Consider the following 15,213-nt stretch of genomic DNA (forward strand, 5'->3'; position numbering starts at 1 on the left):
TGTGCAGTGCAACAAATCAGGCATAATAGTCATCAATTTGTCATTAAATCCTTAAAACCGATTAGGAGTATTCATGTCTGGCGCCCCAACCATCGAATCCAATGGCATTGAGCTCAAAGCTAAACTCAATCCGGATTTCGCAACCGTTGTTTCCCCCGATGCCCTCGAGTTTGTTGCTAAATTGCATCGAGCCTTTGAGCCCCGCCGTCAAGAACTCCTCAAAAAACGAGTCGAACTAGCGAAAAAATTAGACGCTGGACAAAAACTCGATTTCTTACCTGAGACCAAATCAATCCGTGAGGGCGATTGGAAGATTGCTCCAGTACCGAAGGCTTTGCAAACCCGGCGCGTTGAACTAACCGGTCCAGTGGATGCCAAGATGGTGATTAATGCGCTGAACTCTGGTGCCGATTCGTATATGGCGGACTTTGAGGATTCCAATAGTCCCTATTGGGAAAACATCGTCCAAGGGCACGTTAATTTAAAGAAAGCTGCGCGCCGCGATATTGAGCTCAATCTCTTTGGTAAGGAATATAAGCTCAATGAGAAAACCGCGACGCTAATTGTTCGCCCTCGCGGTTGGCATCTTGATGAGAAGCACGTCCTAGTGGATGGTCAGCGCGTATCGGGTGGCATTTTTGACTTCGCCATCTTCACCTTCAACAGTGGCAAGTATTTGGAAGCAAGAGGCTTGGGACCATTTTTCTATTTGCCTAAGATCGAAAGCCATCTCGAAGCGCGTTTGTGGAATGATATTTTCACCATGGCTGAGAAAGAGCTTGGCATGAAGCACGGTAGCATTAAGGCAACCGTATTGGTAGAGACCATTAACGCAACTTTTGAGATGGACGAGATTCTCTATGAGTTGCGTGACCACAGCGCGGGTTTAAACGCAGGTCGCTGGGACTACATCTTCTCCGCGATTAAAAAGTTCAAGCTGGATAAAAATTTCTGCTTAGCCGATCGCGTGAAAGTAACCATGACCTCGCCTTTCATGCGCTCGTACGCACTCTTTCTATTAAAGACCTGCCATAAGCGTGGCGCCCCAGCAATGGGAGGCATGAGCGCGTTCATCCCAATTAAGAACGATCCTGAAAAGAATGCAATCGCACTTGCTGCCGTATCGACGGACAAGCGTCGCGAGGCAACCGATGGCTATGACGGCAGTTGGGTTGCTCACCCTGGCTTGGTTGAGCTGTGCATGAATGAGTTCAAAGCCGTATTGGGTGATAAGCCCAATCAATTTGATCGGCAACGCGATGACATTCAAGTAACGGCTGCCGATTTACTCAACTTTGCCCCAGAAGGCCCCATTACGGAAGCAGGACTACGTTACAACATCAACGTGGGTATTCATTACATGGGCGCTTGGTTGGCGGGCAACGGTTGTGTGCCTATCCACAATTTGATGGAAGACGCGGCTACCGCTGAGATCAGCCGCTCGCAAGTTTGGCAGTGGATTCGCTCACCCAAAGGGGTTCTCGATGACGGTCGCAAAGTCACCCTTGAGCTAGTTCGTCAACTAATTGGTGAAGAGTTAAAAAAGGTTAAGGATTCAGGTGCCGTTGGACAGTTTGACCGATCTGCCAAGATTTTTGAGGATCTGGTTGCCAATGATCATTTTGTGGAGTTCTTAACTCTGCCGCTGTACGAAGAATTCTAAATTTAGGACGCTAGGCATGCGCATCTTGGCCATCGACACTTCGACCTCGTGGTGTTCGGTGGCCTTATGTTTTGATGATCAGCCGATTGTGCATCGGCACGAGCAACTTGGTTCAAAAGCCAGTCAACATCTCTTGCCATGGTGCAGTGAACTACTTCAACAGCTTGGCGCAGGCTTTAAAGATCTTGATGCGCTCGCGGTGGGAGTCGGGCCCGGCGCATTCACTGGAGTGCGCCTCTCGGTTGCGGTTGCTCAAGGCTTATCAATCGGTTCGCAATTTCCAGTTATTCCCGTAACCAGTCTTGATGCCATGGCATTGCAATTTGTAGAGCACTATCAAACGCCTCAAAATACGACATTCACCATGGCTCTGGATGCCCGCATGGGTGAAGTCTATTGGGCCCGCTATCAACGCAATGCAACCCAACCCAATCCCCTTCATCCCATTCAACTGACGGTGCCTGCTGAGATCCCAGATAACGGCGAGGACCTAATTGCCGGAAATGCACTGGCCGAGTACACCGATTACTTTGCCAATCATTTTGTTGGCCGACAGTTTGATGCGCAATTAGTACCCAACGCACTGAGTATCTTAGAACTTGCCAAAGCCCGTTACCAAGCCGGCCAAGTAATTTCGGTCGAGCAGCTTGAACCCCTTTATATCCGTAATAAAGTCGCCCTCACTACCCAAGAACGTAATGATGCCGCCAGCCGTGCCCCAACCGGTCATTTGCTTGGCTGAGCTCGTTTTGGAGTTGATGACCGAGCCAGATCTGGATACGGTCATGGCGATTGAGGCTAGCTCCCATCGTCACCCGTGGTCACGCGGTAACTTTATCGATTCAATTCAAGCAGGCCATTGGGCATATTGCCTTCGCGAGGTGAGTGATCCCGGTAAACGAATATGGGCCTACTGCATTTTGCTTCCAGCGGTGGATGATCTGCATCTACTGAACATTACGGTGGATACCGATCTACGTGGTCAGGGTGTGGGGCTGCGCCTCATGAGCGCTATTCAAGCGATAGCGAGTAATTTGTCGATCCCACGCATCTTGCTCGAGGTTCGTCCAAGCAATGAAGCGGCGATCGCTCTGTATGAGAAGGCAGGGTATGAGGAGTTAGCACGACGCAAAGCCTATTACCCAGTAGAATCGTCTTCTGGAATTCGCGAAGACGCGATTGTGATGGTAAAAAACATCGACTGCTCAGTCAAACCCTATGCACATTGATGAACGCTCACGTTACTTGAAAGAAATGGGAATCACAGAGTGGTCTGTGCGCTCCACTGCGAATGACTCCGAGCCAACTGCATCGCCAACTGCCGAGTCTCAACACGCCATTCCAAATCAAGAGCCCAAAGTGTATTGGCTGTTTTATGGTCAAGCGCCCGGCGGGGATCAAGAGCGCTTATTTCAGAACATGATTTTGGCGCTCGGGCTCTTACCTAAAGAATGGGAATGGCGCTCACCAACGAATACACAAACACCGAATACGCATTTACCATGCGTGGCATTTGCCTTTGGTGAGCAAGCTGCACAGGTATTAAGTGGTGAGCAAGAGCCACTCACCCAGTTGCGCGATGTCGTGCTTGAGATTGCTGGTCAAGATATCCCATTGATTGCAAGCTTTGATCTGGCCCACTGCCTAAACCGGCCAAAAGATAAAGCCTTAGTCTGGCAAGACTTATTACTGGCTCGCTCCGTATTGCAATCCCTCTAATTAGTGCTTGGCCTCACCAATCAGATGCAGTGAGTCGTACTCGGCCTGATTGGCTTGATGTTTTTTAATCACGAGCCACATGGTGAGCGCAACACCCAAACCAAATCCTGTAATTACGATCGGAACAGGAACGTCGAGCCAAATTAAGAGCGCATACAGCATGAGCATCATGAGTACCGAGAGGTTCTCATTGAAGTTCTGAACCGCAATGGAGTGACCCGCAGACAGTAAGACGTGACCACGGTGTTGTAAGAGGGCATTCATGGGAACCACAAAGTATCCCGCTAACCAGCCCACTGTAATGAGGAGCGCATAGGCAGGGATGAGATTGAAGTTGACTTCCAATGCCCCGATCTTAAAGAGCACGATCGAAGGAATATATTCAATATGGTAAATGGCCATGATGCACACCAGTAAGCCCATGACGACGCCATAAGGTAAGACCTTTAAAGCGGATTTCAATGGAATGCGCGATGCAGCCCAAACTGCACCCCCTGCAACACCAATGGCGGAAACCGCTTGCAAGATAGCCCCTTGCGAGAGGTTCATATTGAGCGCGGTCTCAGCCCACTTCAACACAATGAACTGCAGGGTCGCACCAGCACCCCAAAATAAGGTAGTTACCGCCAACGAGATTTGGCCCAAACGATCACGCCACAGAATATGAAAACCCACAAAAAAATCTTTGGTCAACTGAATGGGGTTAAGGTGCTGCTCAGGGTAGCGGGCTCCCGTATCTGGGATCTTTAAGTTAAAGAGTGCTGCGATCAAGTAAATAAACATAATGATCGAGATTGCGGATTCAGCAGGACTATCCACCCCGGTCGCAACCATCGGCAAGTCAAAACTCATGAGCGTGGCAGATACCTTGGCGCTAATTAATACGCCACCCAATACCGTGCCAGCAATGATGGAGCCAACCGTTAAGCCCTCGATCCACCCGTTTGCCGCCACCAACTTTTCTGGGGGAAGTAATTCGGTCAAGATGCCGTATTTGGCTGGGGAGTAGGCAGCTGCTCCGAGACCAACGATTGCGTAAGAAGCCAATGGATGGGCGCCCAAGAGCATGGCAGCACACCCAATAATTTTGATGGTGTTGGTGATGAACATCACCTGACCCTTGGGTCTGGAGTCAGCAAAGGCTGCGACAAAGGCAGCCAACAATACATACGAGAGCACAAAGAAAAGTTTGAGAAGCGGGGTCATCCAGTCCGGGGCAGCCAGCTGGGCTAAGAGGGCGATGGCCGCAATCAGCAGAGCGTTATCAGCGAGCGACGAAAAAAATTGCGCCGCCATAATGGTGTAAAAACCTGGTTTCATTCGTACAATTGCTTCATTTACTAGATTAGAGCATGAAAGGGGAGATTTCTGGAGCGCCCGATTCTGGCAACGATTAACACTGCTGCATTAGGCCACAATTTAAGGCGGGTCAGAGAACTCGCCGGTAATTCTCGCATATGGTCTGTGGTTAAAGCCCGTGCCTATGGCCATAGCTTAAAGGCGGCGCTGGTGGGGCTCTCACAAACCGATGGTTTTGCAGTCTTAGATCTTGATGATGCGCGCTGGTTGCGGGTCCAGGGGTGGACCAAGCGGATCTTGCTTCTGGAGGGTCTTTTCCAAGAGGCGGACATCCCGGCAGCGATTGAGTTGAACTGCGATATGGTGGTTCATAACCCCAATCAAGTCACATGGCTTGAGAAGCAGAGTCATCCCATGACCATCTTCTTAAAACTTAATTCCGGGATGAACCGATTGGGTTTTCGTCCCGAAGCTTACCGGCTTGCATACCATCGCTTGCATGCTGCTGGTCACCGCATGAACCACATGACCCATTTTGCAAATGCCGATTACATCGATCGCGAACCGTCCGTGGGCGCGCAAATGGAGTGCTTTACCAGCACGATTGATGGATTAGCCGGCGAGACCTCACTAGCCAATTCTGCAGCGGTCTTATGGCATCGCAATGCCTTGGGTGATTGGGTTCGTCCTGGCATTATGTTGCACGGTATTTCCCCATCCGGTCAGTTTGCGGATATTGCCCATGCTAATTTGCAAGCGGTGATGACTCTCTCCAGTTCGATCATCGCCATTCAAGACTTAGAACCCGGCGACGCCGTGGGTTATGGATCCCGATATCGAGCAACTCAACCCATGCGAATTGGTGTCATCGCCTGTGGCTATGCCGATGGCTATCCTCGCCATGCCAAGGATGGCACTCCGGTCTGGGTTCATGCCAAGGAACCTGGCCAATCCCGAATTTGCCCGATTGCGGGTCAGGTCTCGATGGATATGCTAACCATTGATCTAACCCACGCTCCATGGGCAAGCGTTGGCACTAAAGTGGAACTGTGGGGCAAGAACCTACCCGTGGATGATGTGGCGATGCATGCCCAAACGATTGGCTACGAACTGGTGTGCGCGATTGCACCCCGGGTACCGCTTGAAGTTATTTAGTGACCCAGAACTGCCACCACTTGCGTTCTTTCTGAACTCGCTTACCGGTCTTAAAGATCTGACTATCAGGAAAGTTCAATTTAAAGACGCGCATCGCATCAGAACTTAAGTCAGTCATACCCAAGGCTTGGTAGGACTGAATCAAAATATAAAGCGCCTCTTCAACTGCGGGTGCGCGGTCATAATCCCGAATAACGAGCTGGGCACGGTTCGCAGCAGCCAAATAGGCACCACGGTCATAGTAATAGCGCGCCACAATGACATCGGCCTCCGCTAATGAGTTGACGATGTAGCGCATGCGATCGAGCGAGTCAGGCGCGTATTTACTATTAGGGAAGCGTTCGACCACGACCTTAAAGGATTCAAAGGCCTCCTTAGCAGCCTTGGGATCGCGCTCACTGAGATCTTGCCCAGTGAACTTACCCATAAAACCCAAGTCATCATTAAAAGTAATGAGGCCCTTGAGGTAATACGCGTAATCTAAACTGGGATTGCCTTGATGCAATTTAATAAAGCGATCGATTTGTACTAAGGCTTGAGCAGGCTCTTGGGCCTTCCAAAAACAATACGCTGAGTTAATTTGCGCTTGTTGCGAGTAGGGACCGAATGGAAAGCGCGCCTCGAGTTTCTCAAAGTACTGACCGCACTTATCAAAATCATTCTCATTCATCTTATCGCGCGCCTCGGTGTAGAGCTTTGCCTCTGACCAGCCTAAGGTTTCATCGGTGCTGGTATTGGCGCATGAGGTGAGAAGCATTACAGAAGAAACTAGCGAAGCAAGAACAACAAGCCTTAAACTAGCACGATGGTGCCCCATAGGGGGAATTGATAACACAATAAGGTCCTTCCAGCGTGGCATTGCCGCAAACTCCTGATCCGAATTCCACTGATTATATCGATGATGAGGATTTCATTGCCCTTGAGATCCCTGATGCATGGGCCGGTGAGCGTTTAGATAAAGTCTTAGCCCATTTTTTAACCGATTACTCCCGCAATCGGATCCAGTCATGGGCCAACCAAGGGGCCGTTCTAGTCGATGGCAAGGTTGTTAAATCACGGCAGATTTTGCGCGGCGGTGAAGCAATTCGGGTCTTTCCGCAAGAGATGCCAGAGCAGCACGCGTTTGAGCCAGAAGAGATCCCCCTCAATTGCATCTATGAAGACGATCACATACTGGTCTTTAACAAAGTGGCTGGGATGGTGATGCATCCAGCGGCTGGGAACTGGACCGGAACGGTATTAAATGGCTTACTGTTTCATTACCCCGAGCTCGCGCAGTTACCACGTGCTGGCATTGTGCATCGATTGGATAAAGACACCTCAGGGCTCTTTGTGGTGGCGCGTACCGCATTGGCTCAAACTGCCTTAGTACGGCTATTGCAAGATCATTTGGTTGAGCGACGCTATCTTGCATGGGTTTGGGGCGATACCCCTTTGCATGGAACGATCAATGCGGCCTTAGCGCGTGACCCCCGTGATCGACTCAAGATTGCAGTGGTTCCTGCAGATTCCAAAGTGGCAAACGCTAAAGCCGCGCGCACACATTACAAACGGTTGGCCCTTGGCGCCTATCAACAGAGCAAGGTCTCGTTATTGGAATGTCGTCTTGAGACCGGACGAACCCATCAAATTCGCGTGCATCTCGAGTCCTTGTCCTATCCCTTACTTGGCGATCCAGTCTATCGTAAGCGCATCCCAGCAGCCGCGAGTCAATTGTTCTTAAAGCGCCAAGCGCTCCATGCCTTTGCATTGGAGTTCGTTCACCCAAGTACTAACACGCCGATGCAATGGTTTGCCCCCATTCCAGACGATCTCATGGAGTTGCACGCGCAAGTGCAAATGAATGGCGCAGTTCTTCCTAAACCGTTTCATGAATCTTCCTCATGAGCCCGCTTCGTATTCTTAAACCCGATTGGCCAGCGCCAGCCAATGTGCATGCATTTACGACCACCCGAAAAGGTGGCTTTAGCCAAACACCATACGATCAATTCAACTTAGGAGCGTTTGCCGGTGAGGACCTCCAGGTCGTCCAACAAAACCGGGCCTTACTAAACGCCTTATTGCCGCAAGCGCCGTTTTGGATTAAACAAGTGCATGGAACGGATGTGGTTATGGCGCAAGGTGTTCATGAGGGCATTGGCGATTCCATCATTGAAGCCGATGCGAGCGTCACGACTCATCCTCAAACTGTTTTGAGTATCTTGGCAGCCGATTGCATGCCAGTGTTATTGACCAACCGATTTGGAACAGCGGTGGCGGCAGCGCATGCGGGTTGGCGGGGATTGTGCGCCGGTGTTTTAGAAAATACCGTTGCAAACCTTCTAAAGGCATCCTCTTGCACACCATCAGATTTGCTGGCATGGATTGGTCCGAGCATCTCGGTAGCCCATTACGAAGTCGGAGCTGAAGTACGAGCTGCGTTTATCGCATCGGCAGCGCAATTTGATTATCAACTCGATGCCGCATGCTTCATTCCCCATCATGCATCCGGTCCTGATAAATATTTGGCTGATCTGCCACGAATTGCCAAATCTCGACTACAGGCCTTGGGTATTAACGCGGTTTATGGTGGTGATTTGTGCACCTACCGTGACCCTGAGCGCTTTTACTCCTATCGCCGCGAAACCCCCACGGGACGCTTTGCCAGCTTGATTTGGTTCAATCCGAAGTCCTAGTGATCAGGGCCCTTGCCGTACCATGGCCCATCAATCCTGATAAATGCTAGGGTTAGTGCTTATAACCCTAGCGTCATAATCATCTGAGAATAGAGACGTACTGTTTAGTTTGTTTTACACCTTTTAAGAAAATCACCATCATCATGAATTTGGGTAATTCACCAAGCTTGGCCCCGCAATACATGGCCATGATCCCCGCAGAAAAGCTCTCTGAAATTCAAACAAAATACCTCGAGGACCTCGGTAAATTGGGCAAAGATCCCAATGCCTTGGAGTTTAAAGACCGGCGCTTTATGGGTGAAGCGTGGCAAAACCCCTGGAGCAAGGCGCTGGTATCGACCTACTTATTGAACTCGCGTTATTTGAACGAGCTCGTGCAAGCGGTGCAAACGGATAACAAAACCCGTCAGCGAATTGAGTTTGCTACCAATCAAATGATCGATGCCTTATCGCCATCGAACTTCTTGGCCACCAATCCAGAAGCGCTTGAGACCATCCTGAAGACTCAAGGCCAATCGATTCAGAAAGGCATTCTGAACTTATTAGGGGATCTCGGCAAAGGCAAGGTGAGCCAAACCGACGAGAGTGGTTTTGAGGTCGGCAAAAATCTAGCGCAGACTGAGGGTGCCGTCGTGTTTCGCAACCCGCTCTTTGAACTGATTCAGTACAAGCCATTGACCGACCAGGTTTATGAGCGTCCATTCTTGATGGTACCTCCGTGCATTAATAAGTACTACATACTGGATTTGCAACCCGATAATTCGGTGGTGCGCTATATGGTGAGCCAAGGGCATACGGTGTTCTTGGTCTCCTGGAAAAATCCGGACACCAGCATGGATCGCATCACTTGGGATGACTATGTGGGCACGGGTGTCCTTGAAGCCATTCGGGTCACACAGGAAATTAGTCAACAAGACAAAATTAATATATTGGGCTTCTGTGTGGGTGGCACACTAGTCAGTACCGCTCTCGCAGTGCTCGCGGCACGCAAAGACGATGCCATTGAAAGCTTGACACTGTTAACCACCTTATTGGATTTCACGGACACGGGAATCTTGGACGTCTTCATTGATGAGTCTTTGGTTAACCTGCGCGAGAAATCCATTGGTGGTGCTGAGGGACGCTATGGCCTCTTATCCGGCTTGGAGTTAGCCAATACCTTTTCGTTCTTACGGCCCAATGAGTTGGTGTGGAACTACGTGGTCGACAACTACCTCAAAGGAAACTCGCCGCCGCCATTTGACTTGCTCTACTGGAACGGCGACTCCACCAATTTGCCTGGCCCGATGTATTGCTGGTACCTGCGCCATACCTATTTGCAAAATGATTTAGCAAAACCCGGCAAACTCAAAGTGTGTGGTGAGAAAATTGATCTAAGCAAGATCAAAGTTCCTGCTTACATCTACGCCTCACGCGAGGATCACATTGTTCCGTGGCAATCTGGATACGAGAGCACCCAAATTCTGAAGGGCCCAATTCGCTTTGTGATGGGGGCATCGGGTCATATTGCTGGTGTGATCAATCCACCCCATAAGAAAAAACGCAATTACTGGACCAACTCCAATTTACCGAAATCCGCCGCCGCTTGGTTCAAAGGCGCCAAAGAGGTACCTGGCAGTTGGTGGCCGGACTTTACTGAATGGCTTACTCAATATGGCGGCAAGCAAATTCCTCCACCAACGGAGTATGGGCGGGGCAAATATAAGAAATTAGTTGCAGCGCCTGGCACCTACGTCAAAGAAAAGGCGCAAAAGGTTTAATCGATTGATCTGAATACAAGGAGAAGATGATGGCACAACGGATTGCATATGTAACGGGTGGTATGGGCGGAATTGGTACGGCGATTTGTCAGCGCCTATCCAAAGGCGGCTTTAAGGTGATTGCTGGCTGTGGCCCAAACTCACCGCGTAAGGATCGCTGGATTGGTGAGCAAAAGGCCCTAGGTTATGAGTTCATTGCGTCAGAGGGCAATGTATCCGATTGGGAAAGTACCAAAGCGGCTTTTGAAAAGGTGAGGGCTGAGGTTGGTCGCGTTGATGTGTTGGTGAATAATGCCGGTATCACTCGGGATAGCGTATTTCGGAAGATGACCCCTGAAGATTGGAAGGCGGTGATTGATACCAACCTGAACTCACTTTTTAATGTCACCAAACAAGTGATTGATGGCATGATCGATAACGGCTGGGGCCGGATTATTAATATTTCTTCAGTCAATGGTCAAAAAGGTCAGTTTGGTCAAACCAACTATTCCACCGCCAAAGCTGGATTACACGGCTTCACCATGGCGCTCGCCCAAGAGGTTGCCAGTAAGGGCGTGACCGTCAATACCGTCTCTCCAGGCTATATTGCAACCGATATGGTCAAAGCGATTCGGGAGGACGTGCTCGAGAAGATCATTGGCACCATCCCGGTGAAGCGTCTTGGAACCCCCGATGAGATTGCCTCGATTTGTGCCTGGATTGCCTCGGACGATGGTGCTTTTTCCACTGGCGCTGACTTCTCGCTCAATGGAGGGATTCATACAGGCTAAACTAAGGGGAAATTCTGCATTGCAACAACGAGCAAGGGAATAACCATGGCTACACGAACTAGACGGGCTGGCGATGAGCGCCTCATCAAGAAGTACCCCAATCGGCGTCTTTACGATACCCAAACGAGTACCTATGTGACCCTCGCTGACATTAAAGAGTTGGTAATGGCATCGGAGAGCTTTAAGGTGCTCGATGCCAAAACGGACGAAGATCTGACCCGCAGTATTCTTTTGCAGATCATTCTTGAGGAAGAGGCCTGCGGGATGCCAATTTTCTCTACCCAAATGCTCCAGCAAATGATCCGTTTTTATGGGCACTCAATGCAAGGTTTAATGGGTAACCATTTAGAGCGAACCATGCAATCGTTTATGGATATGCAGCAAAAATTGACCGAGCAATCCAAGTCGATGACGGGTGGCGGCACTGAAGCCTGGACCCAAATGATGAACTTGCAAAATCCGTTTATGCAAAATCTGATGACCAACTACATGGATCAGAGTAAAGATTTATTTCTAAAAATGCAGGAGCAAATGCAAGGCTCAAACCAGTTGTTCACTCCTTTTCCATTCAAAGGCAAATCCGACGCATCGGATTCTAATTCTTAGGCACTGGGCCTTAGGCGTTCTCACTATTTAATTTTAGGATCGGGCCTTATTCGTGGTTGCAAAAGTAGGATTTGTTTCATTAGGTTGTCCTAAAGCATTGGTTGATTCAGAACTGATCTTGACCCAATTAAGTGCCGAAGGGTATGAGACCGCAAAAGACTATGCAGGGGCCGATCTCGTCATTGTGAACACCTGCGGCTTTATTGATTCGGCAGTCGAAGAAAGTTTATCGGCGATTGGTGAAGCGCTCACTGAAAACGGCAAGGTGATCGTAACCGGATGCCTAGGTGCTAAGAAGAACGCCGATGGCAGTGATCTCATTACGAGTATTCATCCTAAAGTATTGGCAGTGACTGGACCGCACGCAACGGCGGAAGTCTTGCAAGCCGTGCACACTCATTTGCCTAAACCGCATGATCCTTTTATGGATCTCGTGCCCCCAGCGGGTATCAAACTGACGCCAAAGCATTACGCCTATCTCAAAATCTCTGAGGGTTGTAATCATCGGTGTAGCTTTTGCATTATCCCCAGTATGCGAGGTGATCTAGTATCGCGCCCCATCGGCGATGTATTGCAAGAAGCACAAAAACTTTTTGAGTCGGGAGTGAAAGAGCTCTTGGTGGTCTCGCAAGATACCAGTGCCTATGGCGTTGATATTCAGTACCGCACCGGCTTTTGGGATGGTAAGCCGATCAAGACACGCTTGTATGATTTGGCACTTGCACTGCATGAGCTTGCGCTAAGGCATCAAGCCTGGGTGCGCATGCATTATGTGTATCCCTATCCCCATGTGGATCAGATTCTTCCAATCATGGCGAAATTCAAGGATGAGGGATTTGGGCTCTTGCCATATTTGGACATTCCGTTTCAACATGCACACCCCGATGTGCTCAAACGCATGAAACGACCCGCGAGCGGAGAAAAAAATCTGGATCGTATTGCTGCATGGCGAGCGATTTGTCCCGATCTTGTGATTCGTAGTACGTTTATTGCCGGATTCCCTGGCGAAACCGAAGATGAGTTTTCAGCCTTACTGCAATTTATGGAAGAGGCGCAAATCGATCGAGCCGGGTGCTTTGCCTATTCACCGGTGGAGGGCGCCACGGCCAATGAGCTCGACCACCCCGTGCCTGAGTCCCTTCGTGAGGAGCGACGCTCCCGCTTCATGGCGCTCGCCGAGGAACAATCAAGCCGGCGCTTACGGCGATTAGTCGACCAACGCATTCGGGTATTAGTTGACCATGTAACCCCTGAGGGCGGAATTGGTCGGAGTGCGGCCGATGCCCCAGAAATTGATGGGATTGTAAAAATCTTGCCACCCAGTAAGCCTTCCAAGCGCTTCCGGGTTGGGGAGTTTGTGAGGGCTACGGTCTTAGAAACTCAAGGGCATGATCTGATCGTGGAAGTCTAGATAATTCGTAATGAATGAGTAATACTTGGGTAGATAATTGAAAGTGTCGGTTGATTAGCTAATTTGCAAAGAGGGGAAAAATGATGAGTCGTGAAGTCGTGGTTTTAAGTGCAGCGCGTTCTGCAATTGGAAGTTATGGTGGCAGTCTCAGTGGCATGGAGCCATCGGAGTTGGCTGGCGTTGTCATGAAAGAGGCGGTTGCCCGATCTGGCGCCGATCCTACCAAGATTAACTACGTAACGGTCGGCAATACCATGCCAACTGATTCACGCTATGCCTATGTGGCTCGTGTTGCAGCCATTCAAGCGGGACTGCCGATGGACTCGGTCGCGATGGCCGTTAATCGTCTGTGCAGTTCTGGATTACAAGCGATTGTGACCACTGCGCAAGGCATCATGCTCAACGACTATGACTATGGAGTTGGTGGCGGTGTGGAAGTGATGTCGCGCGCGATGTACGGAGCCACAGCGATGCGTAACGGTGCACGCATGGGCGATACGAAGATGATTGACCTCATGGTCGCAGTACTCACCGACCCCTTTGGTGTTGGCCATATGGGGATCACGGCAGAGAATTTGGCCGAGAAATGGAAGATCACGCGCGAAGATCAAGATGCCTTTGCAGTGGAGTCGCATCGCCGTGCTGCTGCTGCGATTAAAGAAGGCCGCTTTAAATCCCAAATCGTACCGATTACATTAAAAACCCGAAAGGGCGATGTGGTGTTTGATACCGATGAGCATTGCAAACCGGATACCACCATGGAGACCTTAGGAAAAATGAAGCCTGCCTTCAAAAAAGAGGGTGGCACAGTGACCGCAGGAAATGCATCGGGTGTCAACGACGGCGCCGCCTTCATGGTTTTAGCAGCAGCCGATGTCGCTGCCAAAGCAGGCCAAAAACCGATTGCGCGTTTGGTTTCTTATGCAGTGGCTGGTGTTCCTAACCACATCATGGGCGAGGGCCCAATCCCCGCAACCAAGATTGCCTTGCAACGTGCTGGATTGACGCTAGACAAGATGGATGTGATTGAATCCAATGAGGCCTTTGCTGCTCAAGCGATTGCGGTGACCAAAGGGTTGGGCTTGGATCCAGCAAAGACCAACGTTAACGGCGGTGCGGTTGCACTCGGTCACCCAGTGGGTTGTACGGGTGCTGCGATTGCCACCAAAGCAATTTATGAATTACACCGCACCAATGGTAAGTACTGCTTAGTCACCATGTGTATTGGTGGTGGTCAAGGCATTGCCGCGGTTTTTGAGAAGCTCTAAGCCTTACAGCAGTTCGAGGACTGCATCTAAGCCGACGTTGTCTAAAGCGACGTCGGCCTTTTCTTTAACAATGGCTTTAGCGCGATAGGCAACGCTTAAACCACAATCGGACATCATCAATAGATCATTGGCACCATCACCGATCACGATCGCTGAGCGCTTATTGAGATCAAAACGCGCGCATGCGGCTTCCACAAAACGATTCTTGGCAACGCCATCCACAATATCGCCCAAGACCTGACCAGTGAGTTGATCACCCGTACTCTCCAGTTGATTAGAATGGGTTTCGCACAGGGAAAGGCGTTCTTGCATGCGATCGGTGAAGAATGTGAAACCACCAGAGACCAAAAGCGTGTGCATATCTCGTTCGTGGGCACCGCCAATCAGTAACTCCGCCCCTGGATTAAGTTGTAAGCGTTCCTCATAAACCGCATGCAAGGCCGAGATGGGTACACCCTCTAATAAGGCAACGCGCCTTCGCAGACTCTCCGCAAAGTTTGGAATCTCACCCCGCATCGTAGCCGCAGTAATTGCTGCAACCGCTGCTTTCTTACCAACAAAATCCGCAATCTCATCAATGCACTCAATATTGATCAGGGTCGAGTCCATATCCATGGCTAAGACCTTGAGCGCAGTGGCATCAAAACCAGCCGGCAGAATTGCTAGGTCGCAACCGCGCTCAGAGCAATACTGGCGCAGACCATTGCGCTCGAATGCTTCAATCTCGCGCAACAATAAAAATCGCCCAGCACGATGTTGAAAGCCGATTCCTAATGTTTGCAAGGCACGCTCCAAACCTTGAATCAATTGCGGATCGGTCGCGCTTGATCCGAGGACCTGCAAGCTTGGGTATGGGTTCGATGCGGTAGTCATCATGGATAAATTAT

The 15,213-nt window shown here is 50.1% G+C and carries 15 protein-coding genes; 12 read left to right on the forward strand and 3 right to left on the reverse strand.

Features of this window, described 5'->3' with window-relative positions; genetic code table 11:
* Positions 1-73 precede the first annotated feature (73 nt).
* The 4 genes from aceB to ICV32_RS04645 are packed head-to-tail and all read left to right on the forward strand — an operon-like array spanning position 74 to position 3,382.
* Positions 74-1,663, forward strand: a complete 1,590-nt coding sequence (gene aceB, locus ICV32_RS04630; protein WP_215372323.1) for a malate synthase A — start codon at positions 74-76, stop codon at positions 1,661-1,663.
* Positions 1,664-1,679: 16 nt separating this feature from the next.
* The gene (tsaB, locus tag ICV32_RS04635) at positions 1,680-2,405 is read left to right on the forward strand and encodes a tRNA (adenosine(37)-N6)-threonylcarbamoyltransferase complex dimerization subunit type 1 TsaB (protein WP_215372325.1); all 726 of its coding nucleotides are present in this window, start codon (positions 1,680-1,682) and stop codon (positions 2,403-2,405) included.
* Positions 2,362-2,892 carry a ribosomal protein S18-alanine N-acetyltransferase gene (gene rimI / locus ICV32_RS04640; protein ID WP_251371937.1) on the forward strand — a complete coding sequence of 177 codons (531 nt, stop codon included), beginning with the start codon at positions 2,362-2,364 and terminating at the stop codon, positions 2,890-2,892. The genes tsaB and rimI overlap by 44 nt, the downstream gene beginning before the upstream one ends.
* A complete protein-coding gene (locus ICV32_RS04645) occupies positions 2,882-3,382 on the forward strand; it encodes a DNA polymerase III subunit psi (RefSeq protein WP_215372326.1) in 501 nt (166 codons plus the stop codon). The genes rimI and ICV32_RS04645 overlap by 11 nt, the downstream gene beginning before the upstream one ends.
* Here ICV32_RS04645 and lplT read toward each other — a convergent pair whose 3' ends face one another.
* Positions 3,383-4,702, reverse strand: coding sequence for a lysophospholipid transporter LplT (lplT, locus tag ICV32_RS04650; protein WP_215372327.1), 1,320 nt, complete (start codon positions 4,700-4,702; stop codon positions 3,383-3,385).
* Between the two features lie 48 nt (positions 4,703-4,750).
* Between lplT and alr the strand changes: the two genes are divergently transcribed.
* The gene (gene alr, locus ICV32_RS04655; RefSeq protein ID WP_215372557.1) at positions 4,751-5,836 is read left to right on the forward strand and encodes an alanine racemase; all 1,086 of its coding nucleotides are present in this window, start codon (positions 4,751-4,753) and stop codon (positions 5,834-5,836) included.
* Here alr and ICV32_RS04660 read toward each other — a convergent pair.
* Positions 5,829-6,593 carry an outer membrane protein assembly factor BamD gene (locus ICV32_RS04660; RefSeq protein WP_251371938.1) on the reverse strand — a complete coding sequence of 255 codons (765 nt, stop codon included), beginning with the start codon at positions 6,591-6,593 and terminating at the stop codon, positions 5,829-5,831. The two genes, alr and ICV32_RS04660, sit on opposite strands and share 8 nt — an antisense overlap.
* 95 nt (positions 6,594-6,688) lie before the next feature.
* Here ICV32_RS04660 and ICV32_RS04665 point away from each other — a divergent pair, with 95 nt between their 5' ends.
* The 7 genes from ICV32_RS04665 (at position 6,689) to ICV32_RS04695 (ending at position 14,326) form a co-directional block, all read left to right on the forward strand.
* Positions 6,689-7,723 carry an RluA family pseudouridine synthase gene (locus tag ICV32_RS04665; protein WP_215372329.1) on the forward strand — a complete coding sequence of 345 codons (1,035 nt, stop codon included), beginning with the start codon at positions 6,689-6,691 and terminating at the stop codon, positions 7,721-7,723.
* Positions 7,720-8,511, forward strand: a complete 792-nt coding sequence (gene pgeF, locus ICV32_RS04670) for a peptidoglycan editing factor PgeF (RefSeq protein WP_215372330.1) — start codon at positions 7,720-7,722, stop codon at positions 8,509-8,511. The genes ICV32_RS04665 and pgeF overlap by 4 nt, the downstream gene beginning before the upstream one ends.
* 143 nt (positions 8,512-8,654) lie before the next feature.
* Positions 8,655-10,271 (forward strand): class I poly(R)-hydroxyalkanoic acid synthase, encoded by a 1,617-nt coding sequence (gene phaC, locus ICV32_RS04675; RefSeq protein WP_215372331.1) that lies wholly within the window; start codon positions 8,655-8,657, stop codon positions 10,269-10,271.
* A 29-nt stretch (positions 10,272-10,300) separates the two neighbouring features.
* The gene (locus ICV32_RS04680) at positions 10,301-11,041 is read left to right on the forward strand and encodes a 3-ketoacyl-ACP reductase (protein ID WP_108508359.1); all 741 of its coding nucleotides are present in this window, start codon (positions 10,301-10,303) and stop codon (positions 11,039-11,041) included.
* A 45-nt stretch (positions 11,042-11,086) separates the two neighbouring features.
* The gene (phaR, locus tag ICV32_RS04685) at positions 11,087-11,647 is read left to right on the forward strand and encodes a polyhydroxyalkanoate synthesis repressor PhaR (RefSeq protein WP_215372332.1); all 561 of its coding nucleotides are present in this window, start codon (positions 11,087-11,089) and stop codon (positions 11,645-11,647) included.
* Between the two features lie 52 nt (positions 11,648-11,699).
* The gene (gene rimO / locus ICV32_RS04690) at positions 11,700-13,058 is read left to right on the forward strand and encodes a 30S ribosomal protein S12 methylthiotransferase RimO (RefSeq protein ID WP_215372333.1); all 1,359 of its coding nucleotides are present in this window, start codon (positions 11,700-11,702) and stop codon (positions 13,056-13,058) included.
* Between the two features lie 83 nt (positions 13,059-13,141).
* Positions 13,142-14,326, forward strand: a complete 1,185-nt coding sequence (locus tag ICV32_RS04695) for an acetyl-CoA C-acyltransferase family protein (protein WP_215372558.1) — start codon at positions 13,142-13,144, stop codon at positions 14,324-14,326.
* 3 nt (positions 14,327-14,329) lie between these two features.
* Here ICV32_RS04695 and serB read toward each other — a convergent pair whose 3' ends face one another.
* Complete coding sequence (serB, locus tag ICV32_RS04700) at positions 14,330-15,202, reverse strand: phosphoserine phosphatase SerB (RefSeq protein ID WP_251371939.1); 873 nt, start codon at positions 15,200-15,202, stop codon at positions 14,330-14,332.
* Positions 15,203-15,213 lie beyond the last annotated feature (11 nt).

The organism is Polynucleobacter sp. MWH-UH24A, assembly GCF_018687475.1.
Taxonomy (GTDB): domain Bacteria; phylum Pseudomonadota; class Gammaproteobacteria; order Burkholderiales; family Burkholderiaceae; genus Polynucleobacter.

What these genes read in the sequence shown, in the direction of transcription:
- ICV32_RS04645 (WP_215372326.1), top strand. Translation starts at nt 2,882, where the DNA reads ATGCACATTGATGAACGCTCACGTTACTTGAAAGAAATGGGAATCACA.
- phaC (WP_215372331.1), top strand. Translation starts at nt 8,655, where the DNA reads ATGAATTTGGGTAATTCACCAAGCTTGGCCCCGCAATACATGGCCATG.
- ICV32_RS04660 (WP_251371938.1), bottom strand. Translation starts at nt 6,593, where the DNA reads ATGCTTCTCACCTCATGCGCCAATACCAGCACCGATGAAACCTTAGGC.
- aceB (WP_215372323.1), top strand. Translation starts at nt 74, where the DNA reads ATGTCTGGCGCCCCAACCATCGAATCCAATGGCATTGAGCTCAAAGCT.
- phaR (WP_215372332.1), top strand. Translation starts at nt 11,087, where the DNA reads ATGGCTACACGAACTAGACGGGCTGGCGATGAGCGCCTCATCAAGAAG.
- lplT (WP_215372327.1), bottom strand. Translation starts at nt 4,702, where the DNA reads ATGAAACCAGGTTTTTACACCATTATGGCGGCGCAATTTTTTTCGTCG.
- serB (WP_251371939.1), bottom strand. Translation starts at nt 15,202, where the DNA reads ATGATGACTACCGCATCGAACCCATACCCAAGCTTGCAGGTCCTCGGA.
- rimI (WP_251371937.1), top strand. Translation starts at nt 2,362, where the DNA reads ATGATGCCGCCAGCCGTGCCCCAACCGGTCATTTGCTTGGCTGAGCTC.
- pgeF (WP_215372330.1), top strand. Translation starts at nt 7,720, where the DNA reads ATGAGCCCGCTTCGTATTCTTAAACCCGATTGGCCAGCGCCAGCCAAT.
- ICV32_RS04695 (WP_215372558.1), top strand. Translation starts at nt 13,142, where the DNA reads ATGAGTCGTGAAGTCGTGGTTTTAAGTGCAGCGCGTTCTGCAATTGGA.
- ICV32_RS04680 (WP_108508359.1), top strand. Translation starts at nt 10,301, where the DNA reads ATGGCACAACGGATTGCATATGTAACGGGTGGTATGGGCGGAATTGGT.
- tsaB (WP_215372325.1), top strand. Translation starts at nt 1,680, where the DNA reads ATGCGCATCTTGGCCATCGACACTTCGACCTCGTGGTGTTCGGTGGCC.